The organism is Nitrospirota bacterium, assembly GCA_016180645.1.
Lineage (GTDB): Bacteria > JACPQY01 > JACPQY01 > JACPQY01 > JACPQY01 > JACPAV01.
Map to the genome: position 1 here is coordinate 164,322 of JACPAV010000003.1, position 23,017 is coordinate 187,338.

Genomic DNA, 23,017 nt, shown 5'->3' on the forward strand with positions numbered 1-23,017 from the left:
GATGCTCCCCTACGAATCGGCATTCTGTCAGAGGCTCTAAAGCCTGCGGCTGCCAAGAGGGGGCAAAACCGCGATTACGTTCCCGTAGCCGCCGATTCTTGGGGAAGCGGCAGGGGAACCGCCGCGGCGGGGAGCGAGAGCTTTTCCGCCACATCCTCCCAATGGAGTTGCGGGATGAGCCGACGCCGAACATAGAGATCGAAGTGGCGGTAGGCGCCAAGGTGCATGAAGATTTCCTCTCTCATCCCTCCGCGCAAGCCGCGGGCCAGTCCGACGGTTCGCCAAAAAAGCTGACGCACTTTCCGTTCGCGGTGAGTGAGGAAGAAGACGGCTGTGCTCCACACCGTGCGGAGATTGTGACCGGCAAACCGTTCGCTGAACCGCTTCTTGTAGGGTGAGAGAGAGACGCGGGCGCGATCCACGAACTGTCGCATCCGGTCAAAGTACGCGCCGGGTTCGTAGATCCGCTCCAGGAGGGTGCGGTAGCCGTCGTAAAGTTGTTCCAGCGTCATCTGCTTGGGGATGATATTCGTGGCGGAGCAGTTGTTCATGAGGCTGCTTCCTTCCTCCCGGAGCCGTCCTTCCCTTTGGAGTCGCGCCCGCAGCGGAGTGCCGTGCGGAGCCTGGAGCATGCCGGCCATCACCACGGTGAGCCCGGCCTGCTGAATGAAGTCCACCTGCTCGTCGAAGATCGTCGCGTCGTCGTTGTCGAACCCGACGATCATCCCGGCCCAGACGACGATCCCGTAGGACTGGATCTTGCTGATGTGATCGACGAGGTTGCCGCCGGTGTTCTGCGTCTTGTTGGTCTCGCGCAGGCTGGCTTTTCGGGGAGTCTCGATTCCGATGAACACGCGGTGAAACCCGGCGCGGGCCATGAGGTTCATGAGCTCTTCATCGTAGGCGAGGTTGATCGTGACCTGGGTCATGAACGTCAGCGGTTTGCGGACGCGCGTTTGCAGTTCGACAATTTCCCGTAGGACGGCTTTCGCGTACTTGCGGTCGCCGATGAAATTATCGTCCGTGATGAAGAAGCTTTCGACTTGCCGGTCGGAGAGCATTTGCAGTTCGGTGATGACCTGATCCACGGGCTTTCGGCGGACCTTGTGGCCGTGGAGGACGATGATGTCGCAGAATTCGCAGTCGAACGGGCAGCCGCGGGTGGTCTGGATCGCGCCGACGCCGTAGGATTGGAGGGGCACGGTGTCCCACCGCGGAACGGGAGTGTGATCCATCGAAACGCTTTCCTTTTGCTCGTAGATGGAGCTCCACGACCCGGAGGCGTAGTCCTTCCAGAATTGGGGGAAGGTGTACTCCGCCTCCCCCAGGAAGAAGACGTCGGCGTAGGGCCGGAGTGAATCGGGATCCAGTGTGGCGTACGGTCCGCCGATGAGGACCAGTTTTCCGCGTTTGCGGAATTCGGTCGCCAGTTCGATCATGCGCGCGACCTGGAGGTTGTATCCGGTGATGCCGATGATGTCCGCATTGGTGTCAAGTGCGACCTCCTCCACGTTCTCATCGCAGCAAACCACTTCATGCTCGGGCGGCACGAGGGCGGCCAGGGTGGGGAGGGCCAGGTTCGGAAGAGAGTATCGCCGGCCCTGAAGCTGCTGGCCGTACCGCAGGCCCCAGAACGTATCGGGGCATTTCGGATTGATCAGGTATATTTTTGCCACAGGTTACCTCCGGTATATGTTCCTACTGATGTGCATATTTGCACCAGGGTAAACATTTATACCGGAATGTCAAGTCCCTGGCGTCCTTGACCGGCTTCGGGCGGGGGGATACCCTTCCTTCATGACCAGTCCCCTCATGCTTTCCGCCCAGAAACCCGGTTTAGCCAAGGCCCTGCCCTTGCGGGAACGCAAGCGGCAGCGCCTCCAGCAGGACATCTTCCGCGCGGGCATCGATCTGTTCATGCGCCGGGGCTATCAGCCGACGAGCGTGGAGGACATCTGCCAGCGCGCGGAGGTGAGCAAGCGGACGTTTTTCAACTATTTTCAGAGCAAGGATGAAATCCTCAGAAAGTACGCCGAACGCGGACTGGAGCTTGCCAAGCTCATGTTGGCCGAGCCACTTCGGAATTCAGAGATGGCGATGGATCGGATCCAGGACTTGCTCCGCGCGTTGATCGAGGAGGCGGAATCCAACCACGATTTTTATCGGGAGGTGTTTCACGATCTGCTCCGGGCGCATCTCGGCTTTTCCGCGGATGGACGCAAAGTGGAAGGTCTCACCTTCATGGACCTGATCATCCCACTGATGCGGGAGGGCCAGCGCCGGGGAGAGTTCAGCAAGCGTCAGAGGCCGGAAGTTCTTGCGGAGTCCATTTCCGGGATGTTCACCAGCGTGATTCTGAATTGGCTGAGGTCGGCTCGCCCCACCCCGCTGTTGCCGCGCTTCCGAGAGGCCATCGCCCTCTTCCTCCGCGGCGCGAGGCCCTAAATATTAGGTGACAGTATACTCTATTTGATTGAATAATAGTATACTGTCACCGATTATCCCGCTTGAGGATTTCAAACCGCTCCCCGATGACGCTCCGGAATTCCGGGGAGATTCCTTCCCAGTCGAGCACATCCACGCGAAAGGGCAGGTCCGAATCTTCGAAATCCGCGCATATCAAGGCGAGAGTTCGCTCGGGGACCCGCCCCGAGCCCACGATGGCCAGATCCAAATCGGATCGATCGTCGGCGCCATCGGCCACCCTGGACCCGAAGGCGCGAATCTCCGCCTCAGGGACGTGGCGGTTGAGAATCGCCCGAACGAGGTCCAAGTGATCAGGGCGAACATGGATCATGTCGCCCTCTTCCGCAGCAGCGCCAGCAGCTTGATCGCGTCGGCCAGGAATGCACGGGCTGCCTGGAATACTTCCGCTGCCTTCGTCTGGTCATACACGTGGCTCGTTAGGTTTCTCATTCGGAGATAGTAGAGCCACGTTTCCGCGTCCTCAAGCAGCCCTTGTTCGGATCCGGCGCGGAAGAGTTCCTTATTCGTCATCATGCCCACCCGCCCGAGGCCGTAGGCATCCAGAAAGCGCCTCAACATCTTCCAACACAATTCGAATGTGAACTCGAACCGTTGGATCACGCCGTCGCGAAGGACAACCTTCTCGGATGCGTCGTCCGCCAGTGAACTCGTCGAATACACGCGAAGGGCCTCTTCCAGGGAGGCCACGGCTTTTTCCAGGCTTGCCAGGCTGAGCTTCGCCATCCGCGCACCTTGATCTTACGTGTGCGCACTTCCTTCGGCAAGGGCTGGCGGTCGCATTCCGCCGCGGCACGGACGCCGGGTCAGGCGGACTTGATAGCGATGGGGCCTTCCAAGCTTGGAACGATGAACCGAAAACATTCCCCCCGGCTTCCGTGGATGTTTCCCCGGATCGAGCTCCGCGAACAATGATTCCGAAGGGTCGGCCCTGACTTTTCGCTTCGTTGAGCAATTGCCGCTTGAGTGTGGAGAAGGGAACCTTCCTGCCGGACGTCATGATCAGGTTTCCCATGCGCGCGACCGGCTTCTGAAAGGATCTCCAGCCAACCGGGCTTTCCGCCCGCCCGTGGCCATTGGAGTGTTGGAAACCCTTGATCGGAGTTCTCGACAGCAGGTAGTTCTTCAGAACACCTCTCTCAACGAGCGAGACCGCTTGTGCCGGAACCCCTTCCGAGTCATGAGAGTAGGCTCCGTTCAAGGTCTTGCCGTCGTAGCGTTCCCGTGTTGGGTCATCCACCACGGTCAGGAAATCGGGAAGAATTTTCTTCCCCAACCTGTCCTTGAATGTGTGTCCTTCCTCGGGCCGGCGCTGTCGTTCGCCTTCGAGCCGGTGGCCCAGCGCCTCATGGAGAAAGACACCGGCCACGTCACCGTCCAGGATGGCAGGCCCCGTATACGAAGCGATCTCTTCCGCCTCGGATCATGCGAGCAGCTCCGCGGCAAGCGCCTCCGCGTCCTGCGCCAGAGTGGGTTCATCGGGCATCTCTTGCGCCTCACGTCCGGCATGCCGTCGGAAACTGTCCAAGAGGATGCCATCCCGACTCATGGTCTTGCCGGCCAGATCGACCGTGTAGTAGGTGCCGGTAGTCTTCAGAGTTGTCCCTTCGGTGTTCACCAGGTAGTTGACGACTCGGTTCACCGGTACTTCCATCGTTGCGTCGATCACATGGGGATGCCCGGCCAATGTTCGAGTGGTTTTCTAGAGGGATGGTCGCCATGTCCCACAATGTCCAGGTATTTTCCCCGTAGTCCTCCTACGAGAATTCGTCCTCGGCGCTCACGCCGGAATTGTCAAGATCGTAGCTTCCCACGCGGACCTCAACGCCGGCCTGCCGATGGGGATGGAGCGAAGGGGGGGGGCTTGACGGCGCCATGCAAGCAAGTATATGCTTGCATGCATCATGTTCAGGGGGCTGTTCGCCAAGGAGCCGGACGTCAATGCCAAGGAGAGAATCCTGAAGGCCGCGTACGATCTTTTCCTCCGCGATGGGATTGAGACGACCCCTACCCGAAAAATCGCACAGGCTGCGAAGGTGAACGAGGTCACGTTGTTCCGGCATTTCCGCAGCAAGGACGGCCTCATCCGCGCGGTCATCGAGCGCCATGCGCCGTCCGTCGTCGCCGCCAAACTCGGGGACCTCGCGCCAACGGACGACCTCGAAGAAGATCTCTACCGGCTCACCCGCCGGATCATGGGGTTCCATACGGAGCACGCGGAGTTCTTCAGGTTCGTTTTCGTGAACCTTTCCAGGACGAAGCATCAGGACATCTTTCGAAATATCCCGACGCAATTCCTCGCGCATCAGAAGAAGTTTTTCGGCTCTCTCTGCCGCCGCCGGGGACTGGATTGCACGGCCGTCTGCATGGAGTACGTCGCCCCCATCGTCTTGCGATCGCTTCGACAGGTCTTCCTCGGAGATCCGTACCCCTTCCCGGGGGACGAGAAATTCGCCCGCACGCATGCTCGGATCTTCGCGGGGGCGCTGGGGGGCGAAAGCCGGAGTCGCAAATGACTCGCACATTCGAATGCCCGATACTATCGAGGCTAAGCCTCGATAGCGGCTATCGAGGCTTAGCCTCGATAGTGGTAGCCCTCATGTTGGGGGGCGTGGCTCAGCCGGTCAGCTCTGCCGCCGACGGCTCTCTCACCCTCGGCCAGGCCCTCGAATACGCGCGGAAGCACAGTCCGCAGCTCCGGGGCGCGGAGGCGGCCGTCGACGCGGCCCACGGCCAGCAGTGGGAAACGCTCGGCGAGTTCCTGCCCCAGATGCACTGGAACATGCAGTTCACCCGGAACAGCAAGGCGCCCCTCGGTTCGCTCGCCGGCGGAGGCGGGAGCGGCATCCGCCCCTCTTTCACGTCTCAGGAGTTCTATTCCGACAGTCTGGCCATTTCCCAGAAAGTCTTCACCTGGAAGATGGCGCCCGCTCTTCGGGCCTCGCAGGCCAATGTGCGCCGAACGGTCGAGGATCGTATGGCCGCCGAAAACGATCTCACGCATGATGCCACCACCGCGTTCTACGGCCTTCTCTATGCGCGTCAGACGGTCGTCATCGCCGAGCGCGCGGAGAGCGTCGCCCGGACCACCCATGAGACGAGCGAGAAGCTCTACAAGGAGGGAAAAGCCTCCAGCTTTGACGTGTCCCGCGCGAAAGTCCGATGGGTCAACAGCCGGACGGATGTCATTCGCGCGAGAAACGGACTTCGATTGGCCAGGGAGCGACTCGCCGTCCTGCTCGGATGGAACGACGCCGGCGCGCTCGAAATTCAGGGGTCGCTGGAACGACCGCCGGCCGCCATCGACCTTGCCGGCTCCTTGGACCGCGCCGAGAAGGACAGACCTGAGCTGGTCTCCATCCGAGCCCAGCAGACGCTTCTTCGCAGCAACGTGGAAGTTGCCCGGTCATTCCTGATCCCGAGCGTGTCGGCGGGTTTCAGCTACCAGTTCGAAGACCCGTCGCTCACTTCCAGCCCGGACTACAAGGCATGGGCCGCCACGGCCACGCTCGCGGTCCCGCTCTTCGACGGCCTCACATCGTACGGCCGTCTCTCCGCCGCGCGGGCCCAAGTGCGGAGGTCGCAGGCCGCCGAGCAGCAGATCCGCGAGGCGATCGATCTTGAGGTTCGCCAGGCTGTTCTCTCGCTTGGCGAGGCCGGCGAGCGCATCGAGGCCCAGCGGGAAAACGTCTCCACCGCGAAGGAGAACCTGAGGATCGCTCAGGAGCGATTTCGTCTGGGCCTGCTCTCGCTCCTGGATCTCAAGGACGCCGAACTGACATTAACGCAGGCGGAAACGGCGCATGCAGAAGCCCTGTTCCACTATCAACTTGCCGCGACCGATCTGGAACATGCGATGGGCGGGCCGATCGAACCGGGCCGCGAGTCCACCCCGAAAGGAGACTGATGTTGTGAAACCGGGAAAGATTGTGGCCATCCTCGTTGCCGCGGGAATCCTCGGCCTCGCCGGGTACCGCATTGTCGGACAGATCCGGAAGGGCAAAGCGCCCGCGGCGGACATGGCAGGGAAGTCCAAGGCCGTGCCCATCGCCGTCGCCACCGTGCAGAGGGTGGACATGGAGTCCATCCTCGAACTCACGGGCGACGTCCGGGGCCTGAACGAAGCACGCGTGTTTCCCAAGGTGCCGGGGAAGCTGATGCGCCGGGTGAAAGACGTGGGGGATACCGTACGGAAAGGCGAGACCCTAGTCATGGTGGACCGGGACGAGCCCGCGCTCGAATTCGCTCCGGGAGAAGTCACCTCTCCACTCGATGGAGTCATCACACGCTATTTCGTCGACCGGGGTGAGCTGGTCTCGCCCGCCACCCCGATTGCCGAGGTCGCGGAGATCTCGCCCGTGAAGGTGCTTGTTCGAGTGGGGGAGCGTGAACTCCCCCGCGTTCGCATGGGGCAGTCGGCCCGGTTCCGGGTGGACGCCTATCCCGGCCAGATCTTTCGAGGGACGGTGGCGCAGATTTCCGAGGCGCTGGGACTGGGCTCGCGCGCATCCGACGTGGAGATCCATCTCATGAACCCGGACAAGAAACTGAAGCCGGGGATGTTCGCGCGGGTGGAGCTGATCCTCGACCGCCATCCACACGCCCTGGCCGTTCCCGAGGAATCCCTGCTGGAAGTAGATGGCGAGAGTTTTGTGTACACCGTGCCCGACGGAATGGCCCGGAGGACCAGGGTGGAAATCGGTCTGCGTCAGTCGGGCCGGGTGGAAATCCTGAAGGGGCTCAGTGGGACGGAAAAAGTCGTCACCATCGGCTGGCAGAATCTGGCGGACGGCTCGGTGGTGGATGTGGTCGAAGAAGCGGAGGAGAATCAGCCTTGACTCTCCCGGATTTTGCCGTCAATCGTCCGGTGGCCGTCGCCATGCTTTATGTGGGACTGCTGGTCCTGTCGGTTGTCTCCTTCCTGCGGATGAGGATCGAACTCATGCCGGACATCACGTTCCCCACGCTCGGCCTCATCACCAGCTACCCTGGCGCAAGCGCAGAGGAGGTCGAGCAGAAGATCACCCGTCTGGTCGAATCCCAGGTCTCCATCGTGCGAGGCATGAAAGAGATCCAGTCCATTTCAAAAGAAGGGATATCGACGGTCCGCCTGAAATTCGACTGGGGGACCAACCTCGACGACGCCGCCAACGACGTGCGCGACCGGCTCGGCATTCTCAAGAACTTCCTTCCCGAAGGCGTGGACGAGCCGACGATCTTCCGGTTCGATCTGAAGGATCTTCCGGTTCTCATGATCGGCGCGCAGGCCGAGGAATCCTACCCGCGGCTGTTCCACATCCTGGACTCGGAAGTGTCCGACATGGTGAAACGCGTGCCGGGCGTGGGCAACGTCTTCGTCCGCGGCGGACTCGTTCGGCAGGTGAACGTGAATGTGGACAGGCAGCGGCTGGAAGCCCACCGGCTCACGCTCCTCGATCTCGCGCGCTCACTTCAGGCCAACAACATCACCCTCCCGGCAGGCGACATCTCCGTCGGACGCACCAACTACCTGCTCCGGGTGCCGGGCGAATTCGAATCGCTCGATCAAATCGCGCGGATTCCCGTCGGCTACGCTCAGGGTCGGACTTTGACTCTGGACGACGTGGCCGCCGTGGAAGACGGCCATTTCGACGAAAAAGAACGGGTGGAGATCAAGGGCCGTACAGGCGCGATTTTCTTCATCCAGAAGAGATCCGAGGCCAACACCGTTGAGGTGGCCGCCGCCGTGAAGGCCAAACTTCCGGAGATTCAGGCTCGATTGCCGCGGGACGTGAAGCTCCAAGTACTCATCGACAATTCGGTGAACGTCAAACGCAGCATCTACAACCTGCGCGAAGTGCTCTGGGTGGCGGTCGTGCTGATCGTCCTCGTCGTCCTGCTCTTTCTCCGGCAATGGCGGCCCGCCTTGATTGTGTGCACCTCGATCCCCGTTTCGCTCATCGACAGTTTCATGATCCAGTATTTCCTCGGCTACAGCATCAATTCGATCTCGCTCCTTGCGCTCACGATCGCGGTGGGTCTCGTGGTGGACGATGCCATCGTCGTGATGGAAAATCAGATCCGCCACCAGGATGAACTGAAGGAGCCGCCCCGAATCGCGGCCGTCAACGCGGCCAAGGAGGTCTCCCTCGCGATCGTGGCCTCCACGTTCACGTCGTGCATCGTATTTCTCCCGGTCGTCTTCGTCGGCGGCGTGGCCGGCGTGCTGTTCAAATCCCTCGCCCTGGTCATCTGCGTCACCCTCCTCCTCTCGCTGTTCGACGCGCTGACGCTCAACCCCATGCTCGGCGCCCTGCTGTTGAAAGGGGCCAAGCCGTCCACGAACGGGTTCTACGCCCGAACGGAACGCTGGTTTGTCGCTTTGGGCCAATCCTATCGATCCGCCATCGGGTGGGCGCTGGACCATCGCAAAACCGTGCTCGCGTCGGCCACGGTGCTGTTCTTCGGCAGCGCCGGGCTGGTCCGTTTTGTCGGCACCGAGTTCTTCCCCGAGTCCGATCAGGGCCAGCTACAAGCGGAATTTCAGCTCCCCGTCGGAACGCGCGTGGAAGCAACGCATGACGCGATGAACCAGTTTGAACAGGTCTACAACACTGTGGTGAAGCCCGAGTGGTCGCAGAACTACTTCTGGCGGGACGGACTCAACCCGAGGATGGGATTCGGCGGATTCATGGGCATGCGGGAGGATTCGAACATCGGTCGATTCCAGGCCGTCCTGGTGGAGAAATCGGAACGTCCCGTCGGCATGAAAGAGATCAACCAGAAGCTTCGGGAGGCCAGCGCGAGAATTCCCGGTCTCACCCGCGTCAATTTCTTCGCAGGGGATTTCATGAGCCGGATGCTGCTCGGGCGGGAGAAACCCCTGGCGGTGGACGTGTTCGGTTACGACCTCGGAAGGATGCACGACGTGGCGCGGAAGGTTGAATCCGCCCTGAAGACCACTCCAGGGATAGCCGATGCGAGCATTTCGCTCGATCTAAGGCGCCCGGAATATCACGTGGTGGTCGATCGCGCGAAGGCGGCCGCCCTCGGGATTCCCGTGAAGGACGTGGCCGATACGTTCAAGCTCGGCTTCTCCCAATCCCGCGCGAGCATCTACCGGGAGTTGGGCGAGGAGTACGACATCGTCATCCGGATGCGGGAGGAGGATCGACGCGACGAGCCGGACCTGACGGGACTGTTCGTGCGCTCGCCGGGCGGCGATCTCATCCGTCTCTCCAACCTCGCGCAATTCGAGAAGACCACGGGCCCGATCGAGATCGAACGGCAGGATCAGCAGCGGGTTATCCACGTCGAAGCCAACATCCAGGGAAGTTCCATCGGCCAGCTCGCCGCCAAGGTTCAAGAGAAGCTCGACCGCATCCCGCTGCCGCCGGGCGTGGTGGTGGCCATCGGCGGTTCGGTGAAAGAGCAGAAGGAATCCTTCCGCCTTCTGGGTCTGGCCCTCATCCTCGGCGTGCTCCTCACGTTCATGGTCATGGCGGCCCAATTCGAGTCCCTCCGGGCGCCGTTCGTGATCATGTTCTCCGTGCCCTTTGGTTTCGTCGGGGCCGTCTGGATGTTTCTCCTGACAGGCTTCCACCTGAACGTCTCAACCTTCATCGGGCTGATCATGATGGTGGGTCTGGTCGTGAAGAACGCCATCGTGTATCTGGACTACGCCATGAAGAAGGAACGCGAGGGCCTCCCTCTCCGGGAGGCGTTGATCGAGGCGGGCCGCGTGCGGCTCCGGCCGATCCTGATGACCGCATGCGCGATGATTTTCGGCCTGCTCCCCATGGCGCTGTCCACCCGCGAGGGATCCGAAACATGGCAGCCGCTCTCGCTCACCGTCATCGGCGGGCTGATCGTGTCCACCGCGGTGACCCTGATCCTGATTCCGACGCTCTATTACTCGATTTCCGGGCGGAAACGGAGATCGGCGCCCACCGCATGAGAGGTCATTCGAGCAATCTCCAGATGAGACACGCAATGACCAAGGGCCGCAGGCATAAAGCCTGCGCCTACCACTGGGGAATGCGTGCTCCGGTAGCCGCGGGCCATGTTCCATGCCGCACCGTCCATGGTGCGGCGACATATCATGGTCCCATACCCTCCGTGGCATGGGGCTTTAGCCCGCGTCTTTGCAGCGGGCTCTCGTTCTTGGCTATTGCCGCTTGGGGCGTGTTGTCTGCCCCACCCTTCACCTTCGCCCTTGATCTCGAGGAGGCCCTCCGCGAGGCCCGCAAGAATGCCGTGGAAATCGAGGAACCCCAGGCGGAACTGGAGCGGGCCAAGGCGGACGTTCGCGGCGTTCGAGCCATGTACGATTGGACGTTGTTCGGAAACTCCCGTTGGGCACAGGATCGCAGCGAACAAGCTTCGGCTTTCGCCGGCGACCGCCGGGACCAAGCCGTGGGCGAATTCGGCGCGCGTCGTCTGCTTCCCTCCGCCACGTTCTTCCAGGCGAGCGTGAAGCATCAGAGGGACTTCACGAAATTCCCGGCGATATCCGCAGTCGCGGGAGCCGACATTCCCGGCGGCGGGGGTGGCGCCACCGATTCCGCCCTTCCGACCGATGCGGCAGCGGCCGGCAACGGAGCCGGCTCGGTCTCCTCCCAAGCGCCCCCGATCCTCGATCCCTCGAAGTTCCAGACCTTCAATCCCGCCTATGGGACGCGGGCGGATTTCATCATCAAACAGCCCCTTTGGCGGAATTGGCTCGGCCGGGAGCTCCGACTACAGGAAGAAGTGGCCGGTATCGGGACGGTTCAGCCCGAGTACGATCGGCGAATCCGGTTGATTGCCGTCCAGGCCGAGACCGAGCAACTCTTCTGGGCCCTGGCGGGACTCGAGGCCCACATCGGCCTCACGCAAACGCTTCTCGACAAGTCCCGCCGCTTCGCCGATCTCATGCGCAAACGAACCGCGCTCGGGAGATCGGACGAAGTAGACGTAGCCACCGCGGACGCCGCCGTTATCGCCATGGAAGGAAATCTTCTGAACCTCGAAACGGCCGCCGACGATGTGCGGCACAGGCTGGCCATCCGCCTTGGGTCCTCGATGGATTTCGCAGACATCCGGACACCCTCTGAATCGCTAACCCGGACTCCTCTGGCCTCTCCCGCCGGTTCTTCAAAGGAGGCCAAGGATTCCGCACTGAAGACCCGGCAGGACTTGGCCTTGATCGCCGCCATGCGTCGATCGCTGGGTTCCCACACGGCCCTTGCCAATGAACAACAGAAGCCTGGAGTGTCGCTGATCGGGTCGATGGCCACGTCGGGATTGGAAGGTGACGCCGCGCCGTCCCTCGGCGATTCTGTCGACGACCCGCGGCATCTGACCTACTTCGTGGGATTGGAGTTCGAGATGAATCTGGATCGAACCGGCCCCCGCTCCAAGCGGGAATCGGTGTCCGCGCAGATTGCGGCTCTGAGCGCTCGCGCCCGCACGATTGAGCGGGATGCAAATCGCGAGATCGAACTCGCCTTCCAGGCCCTCGATTCCGCCGCCCGGAAGAAAGAGCTGGCCGAACGGCACATCCGAATCCTCGAAGAAAAAGTGCGGGCGGAGCGGGAGAAGTTCCAGCAGGCCAGGAGCGAGGAGGTCGTCGTCCTCCGCTATGAGATGGAAGTGCTCGGCGCGGAGGCCGATCGGATCACCGCCCTAAGAGAGGCGCGTGAGGCGGAAGCACGACTGCGGCTCGCCCTCCACGCCTACCCCACGGAATAGGTCATGCGTTTCGTCCAATTCACCCTCAAGCATTCGCTCCTGTTCAACCTGCTGACAGCCCTGGTCGTCGCCGTCGGACTCATCAAGACGTTCCAGATGCGGCGTGAGGCCTTCCCCGCGGTGGATTTCGACGTCGTCTTCATCCAAACGCCGTACCCGGGCGCGAGCCCCCAAGAGGTGGAACAGTATGTCACCGATCCCATCGAGGACGAAGTCGGACGCGTGGACGGCATCGAAGAACTCAACAGCTTCAGCGTCGAAGCGTTCAGCCTCATCTTCGTCCGCCTCGATCCCGATCTGAGCGAATCCGACAAGGACAAGGCCGTGACGGAAATCCAGCGGGCGGTGGACCGAGTGCGCGATCTCCCCCGGGATCTGCCCGAGCAGCCCCTCGTGAAAGAGATGAAGAGCGGCGACCAACCGATCATCGAAGTCGCCCTCTCGGGTGAGGTGCCCTACGCGCGACTTCACGAACTCTCGGACCGGTTGGCCGACCGAATCGAGGAACTTGAAGACGTGCAGGAAGTCCAGAAGCTCGGCTACCGGGAGAAGGAATTCTGGCTCGAGGTGGATCCAAAGAAGTTGGAGCACTACAACATCAGCCTCGGTTTCATTATCGGCACACTGGCGACGAGAAACGTGAGCCTCCCCGGCGGAGCGCTGAAATCCCCCGAAGGCGAATGGCTCGTCCGCACCCTGGGCGAAGTTCACCGGGCGGCCGAGATTGAGAACATCCTCCTCCGGGTGAACGACGCCGGAATCGGGATCCGGGTGAAGGACGTCGCCCGCGTCCGCGACACCTTCGAAGAAATCACCCGGGCCAACCGGACGAACGGGCACGAGTCCATCAACCTCTGGGTCCTGAAGGCCAAGGACGGGGACATCATCCGCATGGTGGACCAGGTGAAAGAGGTGGCCGACGATTTCGCGAAGACCGCCGGCGAGCCGAAACTCAAGATCGACTACATCAACGACATCAGCATCTTCGTTCGCAACCGGCTCCAGGTGCTCATCAGCAATGCTCTTTTCGGTTTGGTTCTCGTTCTGATCTGCCTTCTGATTTCCATGTCGAAGAGCATCGCCCTTGTCACCGCCTGGGGCATCCCCGTGGCCGTCCTGGGCACGATGATGATCATGGGATATACAGGACTCACGGTCAACCTCATCACCATGGTCGGCCTTGTCATCGTCGTCGGCATGCTCGTGGACGACGGCATCATCGTCGCCGAGAACATCTGGACCCACTATGAGCGGGGGGAGTCCGCCCGGGACGCGGTGGTGAACGGGACCAGCGAAGTGATCTGGCCGGTTACGTCCACGGTGCTGACCACGATCGCGGCGTTCCTGCCCCTCATGATGGTCTCAGGGATTTTCGGCAAGTTTCTCTCGAGCATGCCGAAGGTGGTCATGATCACCCTCTGCGTCAGCATGATCGAGGCCTTCGTTGCCCTGCCCTCCCACAGTTACAACATTCTGAGAGTGCGCGATTGGTGGTATCGGCGAAAGAACGCTTCTCCGGCCCTAGGCCCCGCCCCTGTAAAGCATTCGCGTGTGTTCGATACCCTCACCGAAGCCTACGGGAGCGTGCTCGCCGCATGCTTGAGGCTCCGCTACCTCCTCGTTTCCGCTCTCGTCGTTCTCCTGCTGTTCAGCCTCTGGTTCGCCCGGGAGAAGATGAAATTCATCCTGTTCCCGGCGGAGGGCATTGAGATCTTCTTCGTAAGAGCCGACTTGCCGTTGGGAACTTCACTCGAAGAAACTTCGGAAAAGTTCCGGACGCTTGAGGCCGTCGTCCAATCCCTGCCCCCCGAGGAACTGAGCAGTTTCGTGACGCACATCGGCATCCAGCAGAACGACCCGAATGATCCCTTTACGCATCGAGGGAGCTACCTCGGGCAGATGGTGGCCTTCCTCACGCCGGAAAAGGACCGGACGCGGACGGCGGATGAAATTGTGGAAGCCCTTCGGCCGAGTGCCGAGGCCACCGCAAAGCAGGAAGGATTCACCCGGCTGGTCTTCGAGCGGGCGCACACCGGCCCACCGGTCGGCAAACCCGTCGCCGTGCGCCTCAAGGGCGACGATCTGGGGATGCTCGATCGCGTCGCCGATGACGTCATGGTCCTTCTCGCGAAGACGCCCGGAGTGAGGGACGCGGACAAGAGTTACAAGCCGGGCAAGAAGGAGCTTCAGGTTATCGTCGACGAGGAGGCCGCCGCCCGTTCACTCCTCACCGTCCAGCAGATCGCGCTGCACGTGCAGGCGGCCCTCGGTGGGGCGGTCGCCACGACGATCCGGGAAGGCGGGGATCGAATCGACCTCCGCGTTCGTTACAAGGAGGAGGAGCGGAAACGGATCGCGAGCCTCTCCAAACTGTCCATTCCCAACGCCATGGGCCAATTGGTTCCGCTGGCAACCGTGGCGCGCCTCCAGCGAACCACCGGCATCAACTCCATCAGCCACCGCGACGAGAAGCGAACCATAACGGTTTCCGCCGGGATCGACGAAAAGGCCACCACCAGCGAACTCGTCAACAAGCAGATCGCGCCACTCTTGAAGGAGATGGAAGTTCGGAATCCCGGACTGATCGTGGAGGCCGGGGGCGAGTGGGAGGACACAGCGAAAAGCCTGGAGAGTCTCCGGGAAGCTTTTCTCGTCGCACTGGCGCTGATTTTCATCATCCTTGCCACTCAGTTCAAGAGCCTCACCCAGCCGTTCGTCGTGATGTCGACCATCCCTTTCGGGGTCATCGGCGTCATCTGGGCGTTTTACGCACACGACCTGCCGTTGAGCTTCATGGGTTTGATTGGAACGATTGGCCTTGCGGGGGTGGTGGTGAATGACGCCATCGTGCTCGTGAGTTTCCTCAACGACCTACGCGCGGAAGGCATGAACCCATTTGATGCCGCGGTGGCCGCGGGCAAGCGGCGCTGGCGGGCCGTCTGGCTCACGACGATAACGACCGTGGCCGGCCTTCTGCCCCTCGTCTACGGCATCGGCGGTTCCGACAAATTCCTTCGGCCTTCCGTCCTCGCCCTCGGCTACGGCCTTCTCTTCGCGACCATCCTGACGCTCTTCTTCATCCCCTGCGTCTACCTCATCCGGCTGGACGTGGGGAACCTCCTGCTGAGAGTTCTCGGACGCTCAAGGAGCTGACCATCGGCGTTTTGACACAAACACGGGTCAGTGGAACAATGAGAAACCATGGGGAGCAAGATTCGAAGCACGAATGGTTTCGAGGAAGCGTTCCGATACTACCGGAATGCCCGTGGGCTCCTCGCCCGGTGCGAGGTCAAGGACGACATCTACTCTGATATCAAGCCCGTCCAGGAGGCGTTCGGCACGGCGTGGCTGGCCATCGACAAGGCGATTAAGGCCGCTCTGTTGGAGAAGGGACTCCCTCCGAACAAGATACCCCGCTCTTGGGACGGGATTCGGGAAAACGTTGCGCGGCGACTGGCCTACCAGAACGGCAGGCTCATGAAACTTCTGAACACCGCCTACGACATGGTCCATCTCGGCGGGTACTATTGGGGGGATTTCAAGACCCCTGCGGCGGCCAAGGCCGCTTTCGACGTGGCCCGCCGCGCGATCGAAACCCTCTCCGGCCGGAAGATCGGGTAGAAGCGAAGGCGCAGAATCCGGTGGCATGGGAGCGACGTGATGACGCATGATCGCCTTTTTGGCCGGGCGGCATGGGGCTTCACCTTGGTCATTCTCACACTCGGCTCATGCGGACAGAAGGCACAAGTGCTTGAGCCCGGATTGGACGAGAATCCGGAGTGTCCGATGAAAGAGTTTTTTCCGATTGAGGACTCAGCGGGAAATCCACTGGTTCTGAAGATGATCGCGAGCGCGAGGTGCCCCCAGGGAGAAACACGTTGGTGTCACAATCACAAGGATGAAGTAGCCCAGACAGGATTGCGCCGAGGTAATGGCCCACTTTTCCATCACGTCAGTTGGGGCGACTCCATCTCCACATACTGGAACTCGCAAGGCCTTGTCATCGGATTTGGAGAAGGTTGGGAGTCTTACGGTATCGATCCAATTCGTTGGCTGGTTCTCCCCTGCTCCACACGACGGGGATCGCTGCATGAGTTCAGCTCGGGTCAGATCAACCTGTTTCCGTTCTCCGTGAACTTTAGGATGGAAATCACTGCTACGTCATCGGAAACGGTGACGATTCAAGAGATCTTCACGCAGGACCGCGAATCGACCCATGTTGAGCACTCAGGTGAACTCATCCTGAAATTGGGCAAAGGTCCGGTCAGATTCAGCGGCCAGACATTCGAGTGGTTCGGAGGGGAATTGAAAACGGACCAGCAGGTTTGGGTCGAGTTCGAAAACATTACCGGCCGTCCCTTCGATCCGCGGATCGAGACATTCTGAAGGAGCCGAAGAATCCAGGGGAACCCGGTCACTGGTGCACACTGCCTAGGTGCTCATTCGCACGAGAGGTGTCAGGCGCGAATTGTAAAGAGGCGCACGGGTTCGGCGCGGCCGCGGACCTGGGCCGGTTCGAGTTCGACGGCGCCGAAAGAGGCATCCAATGACTCGGCGACGGCGCCGGAAATCAGGAGGTCTGCGTTCCGTTCCTTGCACATGCTTTCCAATCGTGAGGCGACGTTCACGGTGTCACCCATCGCGGTGAATTCCGCCCGGGTGCGGCTGCCGATCAGGCCCACCACTGCTTCTCCCGCATGGAGGCCGATCCCCATCTTGAGGGTGGGCCGATTCTCGCGCTCACGCCGGGCGTTCGTTTCTCTGAGCGCCGCCCGGAGCGCCAGTGCGGCGCGGACGGCGTCCAACCGGTGCCACGGGTTCCGATCGGGCGCCCCGAAGATCGCGAACACCGCGTCGCCGATGAACTTGTTCACATGGCCGCCGTTCTTCTCGATTACGTCCACGCTCATCTGGAAGTGCTCGTTGATGAGTTCGACAAGCTGCTGAGGAGAAAGTTTCTCGGAGAGGGTTGTGAAACCCCTAAGATCGGTGAAGAGGACCGTGATTTCGCGCCGTTCGCCTTCCATCGCCACCCCCCCTTGCAGGGCGCGGCGCGTAAGAAAATCACCCGTAAACCGGCCGAATGTTTCCTGGAGCGACAGCTTTTCCTTGGAGTGGGTGTAGATCCTCCCGGCCTGTTGGCGTAGCGTGCGTGTCATGACGAGCGCCGCCCCGGTTCCGACCACCAACCACCCGACGATCGCCAAATCCTCCAGCCCGCGCAGGCCCAGAAACGCGTATTGAGCGGCTACGAGACCCATTCCCAATGCGCCCGAAACGACGCCCAGCCACGGCTGGTAGAGAAAGGAGGACAGGAACAGATTGAAGACCAACACATACGCGATCGGTCGAACTCCCGTGAACCAGACAAGCCCTGCCGCAAAGACCGAATTGACCAAATGCGCGCCGACCATGACCTGGAACGGGCAGGGTTTTCTGCGCTCGTGCCATCGCAGAAGGCCGTGCCCCATCGCGCCCAGAGCCGACCCGGCCGCGATTCTCCATCCCTGTTCCCTCGTCAGGAAAAGATAGGGGAATCCGAGACCCACCGTGAGCCCGACGGCCGCCAGGGAAAGATAGAGACGAAATTGCAGCGTGAGAATGGTGTGCCATCCCTCGCAGATTTCGGCCCGGAGTTCCGCGGCAATCGCGGGAGAGGCGGAGTTCGATTCGAGCGACAAGGAAAGAGGCGCTAGGAGGGCGACTGGAGGGCCGAGAGGCCGTTGGCGAATGTGGCGTACCCATAAAATGAGGCTACCGTGAACGCCGTTTCGACGAGCTCCTCGTCCGATGCCCCCTCGGCCTTCAACTTGTGCCCCATCGACCGGAGATGATTCGCATCGCCCGGCTTGGCGGCGCCTCGCGCCCATTCCACGAGACCGGCTCGTCGCGCATCGGGAATCTCCGGGGAGAGACGGCGCATTTCCCCTTCAACCTGATCTCGCGAACGCCCCAAACGGCCCAGAACCAGGATCTGAAGCTCCTTGAGATCAGGAGAGCCCAGACCCTCGGCCACGATCAATCCAAGGTAGGATTTCGTAACGGGCTGCAAGGCGCCCTGCTCCAGCATCCGCTGATACCGGCCCCACGTGGCTTCCAAGACGCCGGGCTGAAACGCCAGCGATTCAAAGAACCCCGGGCAACATCCCAAGAGCGGATGGCGGGTGATCTGCCCGAGGATGGGCTGGGCTTGGAGAGGCGGAGGCCCGTTCCCCGCATGGGAGGATTCCTTCCTGGCCTTCCGGTTCATCATGAATCGCATGACGGGAATGAGCGTCCTTCGGCCGAAACCGGAATTCGCTGCATTCACCATTCCATCGAGATCAATGTCGAGCGACGTGGCGAACCTTGTGCCGGTCCCCATGTGCGCGGCCAGCGCGATCACGGCGATGATTTCGTCGTCTTTGTATCCTGCATCCCGAACCTTGGCGGCATCCGCGCGACTGATCGTTTCAGGGGATCGGCTGAAGTGCCGGACAAAATCGAGGATGGCGCGGGTCTTCTCATCAAATTCCGCGGCCTCCATTTCCCGTTTCAGCGCATCGATCTCCCTCTCGGAGAACCCGCTCAGCCGAAGCATCATGGCCATCGCTCCCATGCAGTACGTACAACTGTGTTCCTGGGCGACAGCGTAGCAGACCAGATTCTTCAGCCGTTCCGGAAGGATCGAAGTGAAGTACAGGGCTTCCTCTTCCTTGAGCGCCGTCTCCAAGAGGTGGGTGTCATGAGCGAGAACCCGCATGGGATTCGGCACCGCCCCCGCGGCCGCCTTGATTCGCGCGAACATGCTCCGGGCCTCGGGCGACGCTTCCGAATCGGTCAATGGCTTGACTACGCTGGGCATTGTTGATTACCGTTCCGGTCCACAACCATACGACAGCCCGGATTTTTTCGCAATGGTCCGCCAACTATAGAGGCTAAGCCTCTATAGCGGCTATCGAGGCTTGGCCTCCATAGGCGTTCAGAGTTGGCTTGCCGTGTCATCCGGGTCATGCCAAGGTGAGCGCCATGAAATCCGCTCTGATGTATCTCGGTTGCGCGTTGGCGCTGGGGGTAACGCCGCTCTTTGAGAAACTCGCCTCGCGCGGCGCACCCTCGTGGATCATGATCGCCGTGCGGAGCCTGTTTGTGGGTCTTCTCTACTTCGCCGGCGCGTGGGCGTTTTCGGCGCACAAGGAGCTAGCCGGGGTGAAACCGATCCACTACCTGTGGATCGTCATCAGCGGCATCATCGGCCCGACGATCGGAATGTTCCTTTACTTCGAATTGCTCCGGAGCCAACCGACAGCGAAGGTCGTCGCCCTCACCGCCACCTATCCCGTCTTCACGGCGATCCTCGCCACGTTCGTCCTCCGCGAGCCGTTCACCGCCGTGCAGTTCCTCGGCATCGTCCTCACCTGCGCCGGCGTGGCCCTCGTCGCCCGGTAAGACTCCATAATCGGTGACAGTATATTCTATTATAGCCCATAATAGTATACGGTCACCCATTATCCCCGCTCACTTTCTCCACGTCGATTTCGTAGCGGCGGATTTCGCGGCGCATCTTGTTGTATTCCATCCCGATGATGCGGGACGCCTCTTTCACGTTGCCCTTCGCTGTCCGAAGCGCCTTCACCATGAGCGAAACGGTCAGATCCCGCACGGCATCATCATAGGGCGCCAGGGGAATATCTTTCGTGGCCGCCGCCTGCGCCCCCGTCGAAAACGGGAGCGGCTCCCCATCCGATACGGCGCTCGCATTGCGGCTGATCCAGTTTTCCAATTCGCGGATGTTCCCGCTCCAGGTGTGATTCTGGTAGCGGATCATCTCGCGCACTTCCGGCATCCATACATGCCGGTTGTACCGCATATTGAATTCCTCCAGGATAAACGAGACGAGCCAGGGGATGTCCTCCTTCCGTTCCCTGAGGGGCGGCATGTGAACGGGAATACCGTTCAGTCGGTAGAAAAGATCCTCACGAAAGGCCCCGGAGGCGATCAGTGACTTGAGGTCCCGGTTTGTCGCGGCGACAATCCGGACATCGATGGGAATCGATTCGTTCCCCCCGACCCGCTCGATGACGCGATCCTGAAGCACTCGCAGGAGTTTGACCTGAATCTCCGGGCGAAGGTCCCCAATTTCGTCCAGGAAAAGCGTCCCCAGATGGGCGCTTTCGAATTTCCCGAGCCGACGCTGGAGCGCGCCCGTAAACGCACCCTTCTCGTGACCGAACAGCTCGCTCTCCAACACGCCGGGCGCCAGGGCGCTGCAATTCACCGCCACAAACGCCTGCTTGGAACGCCGGCTGAACTTGTGAATCAACCGGGCCGCGAGTTCCTTCCCGCTCCCGCTCTCGCCCGTGACGAGCACCGGACTCTCCACCTGGCTCACGCGGGTTTTCACAAACTCTGAAATCTCCTTGAGTTTCGGGTTGCAGGTCACGAACGTGTACCGATCATCGATGTCCGCGGCGTATTTCCCGGCACTGTGCTTGATAACGGCGGAGACGAACGCCTGCGGCGACAGTTCAGAGAGCGAAGGGAGCACGAACGCGTTCGGGGCCTCGGGGACCGCGCTCCCGTCGGAACGCTCAACCACCGTCATGTCATACCGCGAGCGTGGGGAATCGTCCCTCTCCTCCAGGGTCGCGAATGAATCGACCTTGAACCACGGTGACACCTTTTTCAGCCACGCTTCGGAGGGCCGGGGACCCACCAGGGCGATAGCCGGTTTCGGCCACTTCAAGAGATCTTCTCCTCGCTCAACAGCGGGCACTCCCCCGTCCGGCGCAGTCGCGGCGGTCGGCCCAGGCTGCAACGCGGAAAGACGGTCCTGCGACTCCCCTTCGAGGAATCGCTCGTCCAGAAAACCTTTCAGCCACAAGCCGGCCAGCGTCAGGAGGAGCACGTCCGCTGAATAGGCTGCCGTCCTCCATGCCATGTTCGATGGGAGCCAGGGCTCGATCAAGGCCACCGAGACGTAGGCGAGAATCGCAAGCACGATGGCCACCGCACCGTAGAGGATTCCTTTGCGGAAACCTTCGCGGCTGAACGCCATGGAAGGCTCCATCACGCCCAGCAACCAGGCCACGCCCAGGAGCAGGATGCCCCCAAGCACGCTATCGAGCCGGACGAGACCGGAGAAGAGATCCTCCAGACGGCCGAGAGCGGAAACGAACATCGGAATTCCCAGCACCGTGGTGAGCAGCCCTGCCAGGAATAGGAGTCCAATCCAGAGCTTTTCCCGCCGATCCGAGGCGGACCGGTAGGCATGAAGCACGATGAAGGGCTCGACGGCGAAGTAGCCGATCGAGACGGTCGCATAGACAATCGCGCTCTGAAAAATATCGCTGAAATAGGCGGCATCGAGAACGCTCTCGCCGACCCGGAAATCGCGGTAGACGCTCATCGAGCGCAGGAGAACGTGGAAGAAGAACATCACGCCCGGAAGGTAGATGAGATAGACGAGCCAGGGACGCTTTTTCAGACCTGTCCGTTCCCGCGGATAGGAGAGGGAAAGGTGGAGAGAAACAGGCGGCAGGAAGAGCACCGGACCCATCCAGAGTTGGATGAGCCACGAATAGGGCATGAGTTGAACCCATTCCTGCAAGACGGTCAGCGCGGGAATGAGGGCACACCCCGTGAGGGCCAGGAGTTGGGCCACGCGGGCCTGCGGTTTCTTCCAGAGAGCCACAAAGCCCGCCACGAGGAAGACCAAGCCCGTCACGAACCCGAGCAGGGCCGGACCGAGTCTCCCGTAGGGCTGGAGCGTGAGTGGGCGCTCGATATGCACGCCCGAGTGCTCGACGGTGAACGTCACTTCCCGTCCCGCTTTGAGGGTCCGGCGAATGAGAAACAATTCCACGATCCCGTGGACATCCTTCCCATTCACGGAGACGATCGTGTCTCCTCTTTGGAATCCGGCCCGGCCCGCCGGACTCTCCGGATCCACCGAAGTCACCACGGGGCTGAGCGCCGTGTGAAATCCGGAATAAGGCGAGCGATAAAGAACGACAAGGGCCACGAAGGCGAGGAGTGTGCCTAGTACCGCCGGCACGCCCAGCCACAGGAGAGGACGCCGGTCCTTGTCCTCCAGCGTCTCGCGCCAACCCATGGTCACTCCGCGGTTCTTGGGGACACGGGTGCGAGACTGGCCCCTCCCAGGAATTCTTCCAAACTGATGATCCGCGTCTTGGGTCCCGGTTTGTAGGTAAAGGTCTCAACTTCGAATGCCTTTGCCTCTGCAAATCCTTCCAGCTTGATTTTGACCCTCTCTCCCATGGAGCCTTTCATTTCAAATCCGGTGAGGACGGGCGGATCACCCTTGACGTAGAGTTGGATGGGACCGGTCCGGGTTTCCGCCTTGGGCATGAGCAGGATCAGCCACTCGCCTTCTTTGCCCATCGCTGGGGTCACCTCGAACATTTTCTTGAAATCCCCCACCCCCGTGAGAAAGGCATAGCCCATCGGCCCGACCGCATCTGGAGCAAAGGCCCATGAAATCGCTTCATCCCGTTTCCAGTTGACGAGCCAGAGGTTCCGACCGTCAATGATGATGTCGCTCTTGTCCGGGTCTTCGTAGTCCCACCGCATCCTTGATGGGATCATGACATTGACCCGCCCCTTGCGGGTGAAGGGCACATCGGAGCGCGGCAAACGCGTTTCTTCGGAAAAACGAGCGGAGTATCCCTTGATGGAACGGTAGTAAGCCTGTACCCGATCGACGATGTCGCCCGAAGCGTGAGCCCGCGAACCCGTGAGCCCGTGAACCAGTGAACCAGTAAGAATGAGAAGGAAAGTCTGAGCGGGACGCCGGATCACGGGGTCACGGGGTCACTGGATC

Annotated in this window: 18 protein-coding genes and 1 pseudogene; 10 read left to right on the forward strand and 9 right to left on the reverse strand. The window is 61.1% G+C overall.

The features are described 5' to 3' along the window. Nucleotides 1-74: 74 nt before the first annotated feature. Nucleotides 75-1,676, reverse strand: a complete 1,602-nt coding sequence (locus HYT87_02290; GenBank protein MBI2058579.1) for a B12-binding domain-containing radical SAM protein — start codon at nt 1,674-1,676, stop codon at nt 75-77. A 121-nt stretch (nt 1,677-1,797) separates the two neighbouring features. On the opposite strand from HYT87_02290, the gene HYT87_02295 reads away from it, so the two are divergent. After that, a complete protein-coding gene (locus HYT87_02295; GenBank protein ID MBI2058580.1) occupies nt 1,798-2,445 on the forward strand; it encodes a TetR/AcrR family transcriptional regulator in 648 nt (215 codons plus the stop codon). Nucleotides 2,446-2,491: 46 nt separating this feature from the next. Here HYT87_02295 and HYT87_02300 read toward each other — a convergent pair whose 3' ends face one another. The 4 genes and pseudogenes from HYT87_02300 to HYT87_02315 form a co-directional block, all read right to left on the reverse strand. Beyond that, entirely contained in the window at nt 2,492-2,797 is a 306-nt protein-coding gene (locus HYT87_02300) for a nucleotidyltransferase domain-containing protein (GenBank protein MBI2058581.1), read from the reverse strand. Continuing rightward, nucleotides 2,794-3,210, reverse strand: a complete 417-nt coding sequence (locus tag HYT87_02305) for a nucleotidyltransferase substrate binding protein (protein ID MBI2058582.1) — start codon at nt 3,208-3,210, stop codon at nt 2,794-2,796. Before HYT87_02305 ends, HYT87_02300 begins: the two co-directional genes overlap by 4 nt. A gap of 391 nt (nt 3,211-3,601) precedes the next feature. After that, nucleotides 3,602-3,892 (reverse strand): annotated as a pseudogene (locus HYT87_02310) (TldD/PmbA family protein). A 15-nt stretch (nt 3,893-3,907) separates the two neighbouring features. Further along, on the reverse strand, nt 3,908-4,171 hold the full coding sequence (locus tag HYT87_02315; GenBank protein ID MBI2058583.1) for a hypothetical protein: 264 nt from the start codon (nt 4,169-4,171) through the stop codon (nt 3,908-3,910). A gap of 217 nt (nt 4,172-4,388) precedes the next feature. On the opposite strand from HYT87_02315, the gene HYT87_02320 reads away from it, so the two are divergent. The 8 genes from HYT87_02320 (at nt 4,389) to HYT87_02355 (ending at nt 16,581) form a co-directional block, all read left to right on the forward strand. Further along, nucleotides 4,389-5,000, forward strand: coding sequence for a TetR/AcrR family transcriptional regulator (locus tag HYT87_02320; protein MBI2058584.1), 612 nt, complete (start codon nt 4,389-4,391; stop codon nt 4,998-5,000). Nucleotides 5,001-5,071: 71 nt separating this feature from the next. Then, nucleotides 5,072-6,391: a TolC family protein gene (locus HYT87_02325; GenBank protein ID MBI2058585.1), complete on the forward strand. Its 1,320-nt coding sequence runs from the start codon at nt 5,072-5,074 to the stop codon at nt 6,389-6,391. Between the two features lie 4 nt (nt 6,392-6,395). Then, nucleotides 6,396-7,322: an efflux RND transporter periplasmic adaptor subunit gene (locus tag HYT87_02330; protein MBI2058586.1), complete on the forward strand. Its 927-nt coding sequence runs from the start codon at nt 6,396-6,398 to the stop codon at nt 7,320-7,322. Then, nucleotides 7,319-10,420: an efflux RND transporter permease subunit gene (locus tag HYT87_02335; protein ID MBI2058587.1), complete on the forward strand. Its 3,102-nt coding sequence runs from the start codon at nt 7,319-7,321 to the stop codon at nt 10,418-10,420. The genes HYT87_02330 and HYT87_02335 overlap by 4 nt, the downstream gene beginning before the upstream one ends. A gap of 206 nt (nt 10,421-10,626) precedes the next feature. Then, on the forward strand, nt 10,627-12,195 hold the full coding sequence (locus HYT87_02340) for a TolC family protein (protein ID MBI2058588.1): 1,569 nt from the start codon (nt 10,627-10,629) through the stop codon (nt 12,193-12,195). Nucleotides 12,196-12,198: 3 nt separating this feature from the next. Beyond that, complete coding sequence (locus HYT87_02345) at nt 12,199-15,348, forward strand: efflux RND transporter permease subunit (protein MBI2058589.1); 3,150 nt, start codon at nt 12,199-12,201, stop codon at nt 15,346-15,348. Nucleotides 15,349-15,396: 48 nt separating this feature from the next. Continuing rightward, the gene (locus HYT87_02350) at nt 15,397-15,816 is read left to right on the forward strand and encodes a DUF5618 family protein (GenBank protein MBI2058590.1); all 420 of its coding nucleotides are present in this window, start codon (nt 15,397-15,399) and stop codon (nt 15,814-15,816) included. A 39-nt stretch (nt 15,817-15,855) separates the two neighbouring features. Then, complete coding sequence (locus tag HYT87_02355) at nt 15,856-16,581, forward strand: hypothetical protein (protein ID MBI2058591.1); 726 nt, start codon at nt 15,856-15,858, stop codon at nt 16,579-16,581. Between the two features lie 71 nt (nt 16,582-16,652). Here the strand turns inward: HYT87_02355 and HYT87_02360 are convergent, their stop codons facing one another. Then, the gene (locus tag HYT87_02360) at nt 16,653-17,876 is read right to left on the reverse strand and encodes an adenylate/guanylate cyclase domain-containing protein (GenBank protein MBI2058592.1); all 1,224 of its coding nucleotides are present in this window, start codon (nt 17,874-17,876) and stop codon (nt 16,653-16,655) included. A gap of 11 nt (nt 17,877-17,887) precedes the next feature. Beyond that, nucleotides 17,888-19,039 carry a carboxymuconolactone decarboxylase family protein gene (locus HYT87_02365; GenBank protein MBI2058593.1) on the reverse strand — a complete coding sequence of 384 codons (1,152 nt, stop codon included), beginning with the start codon at nt 19,037-19,039 and terminating at the stop codon, nt 17,888-17,890. Nucleotides 19,040-19,203: 164 nt separating this feature from the next. On the opposite strand from HYT87_02365, the gene HYT87_02370 reads away from it, so the two are divergent. Then, entirely contained in the window at nt 19,204-19,623 is a 420-nt protein-coding gene (locus HYT87_02370; protein MBI2058594.1) for a DMT family transporter, read from the forward strand. A gap of 52 nt (nt 19,624-19,675) precedes the next feature. On the opposite strand, the gene HYT87_02375 is transcribed toward HYT87_02370, so the two are convergent. Both HYT87_02375 and HYT87_02380 read right to left on the reverse strand, forming a co-directional pair. Further along, nucleotides 19,676-22,288 (reverse strand): sigma 54-interacting transcriptional regulator, encoded by a 2,613-nt coding sequence (locus HYT87_02375; GenBank protein ID MBI2058595.1) that lies wholly within the window; start codon nt 22,286-22,288, stop codon nt 19,676-19,678. Nucleotides 22,289-22,290: 2 nt separating this feature from the next. Next, the gene (locus HYT87_02380; protein ID MBI2058596.1) at nt 22,291-22,995 is read right to left on the reverse strand and encodes an outer membrane lipoprotein carrier protein LolA; all 705 of its coding nucleotides are present in this window, start codon (nt 22,993-22,995) and stop codon (nt 22,291-22,293) included. Between the last annotated feature and the right edge of the window lie 22 nt (nt 22,996-23,017).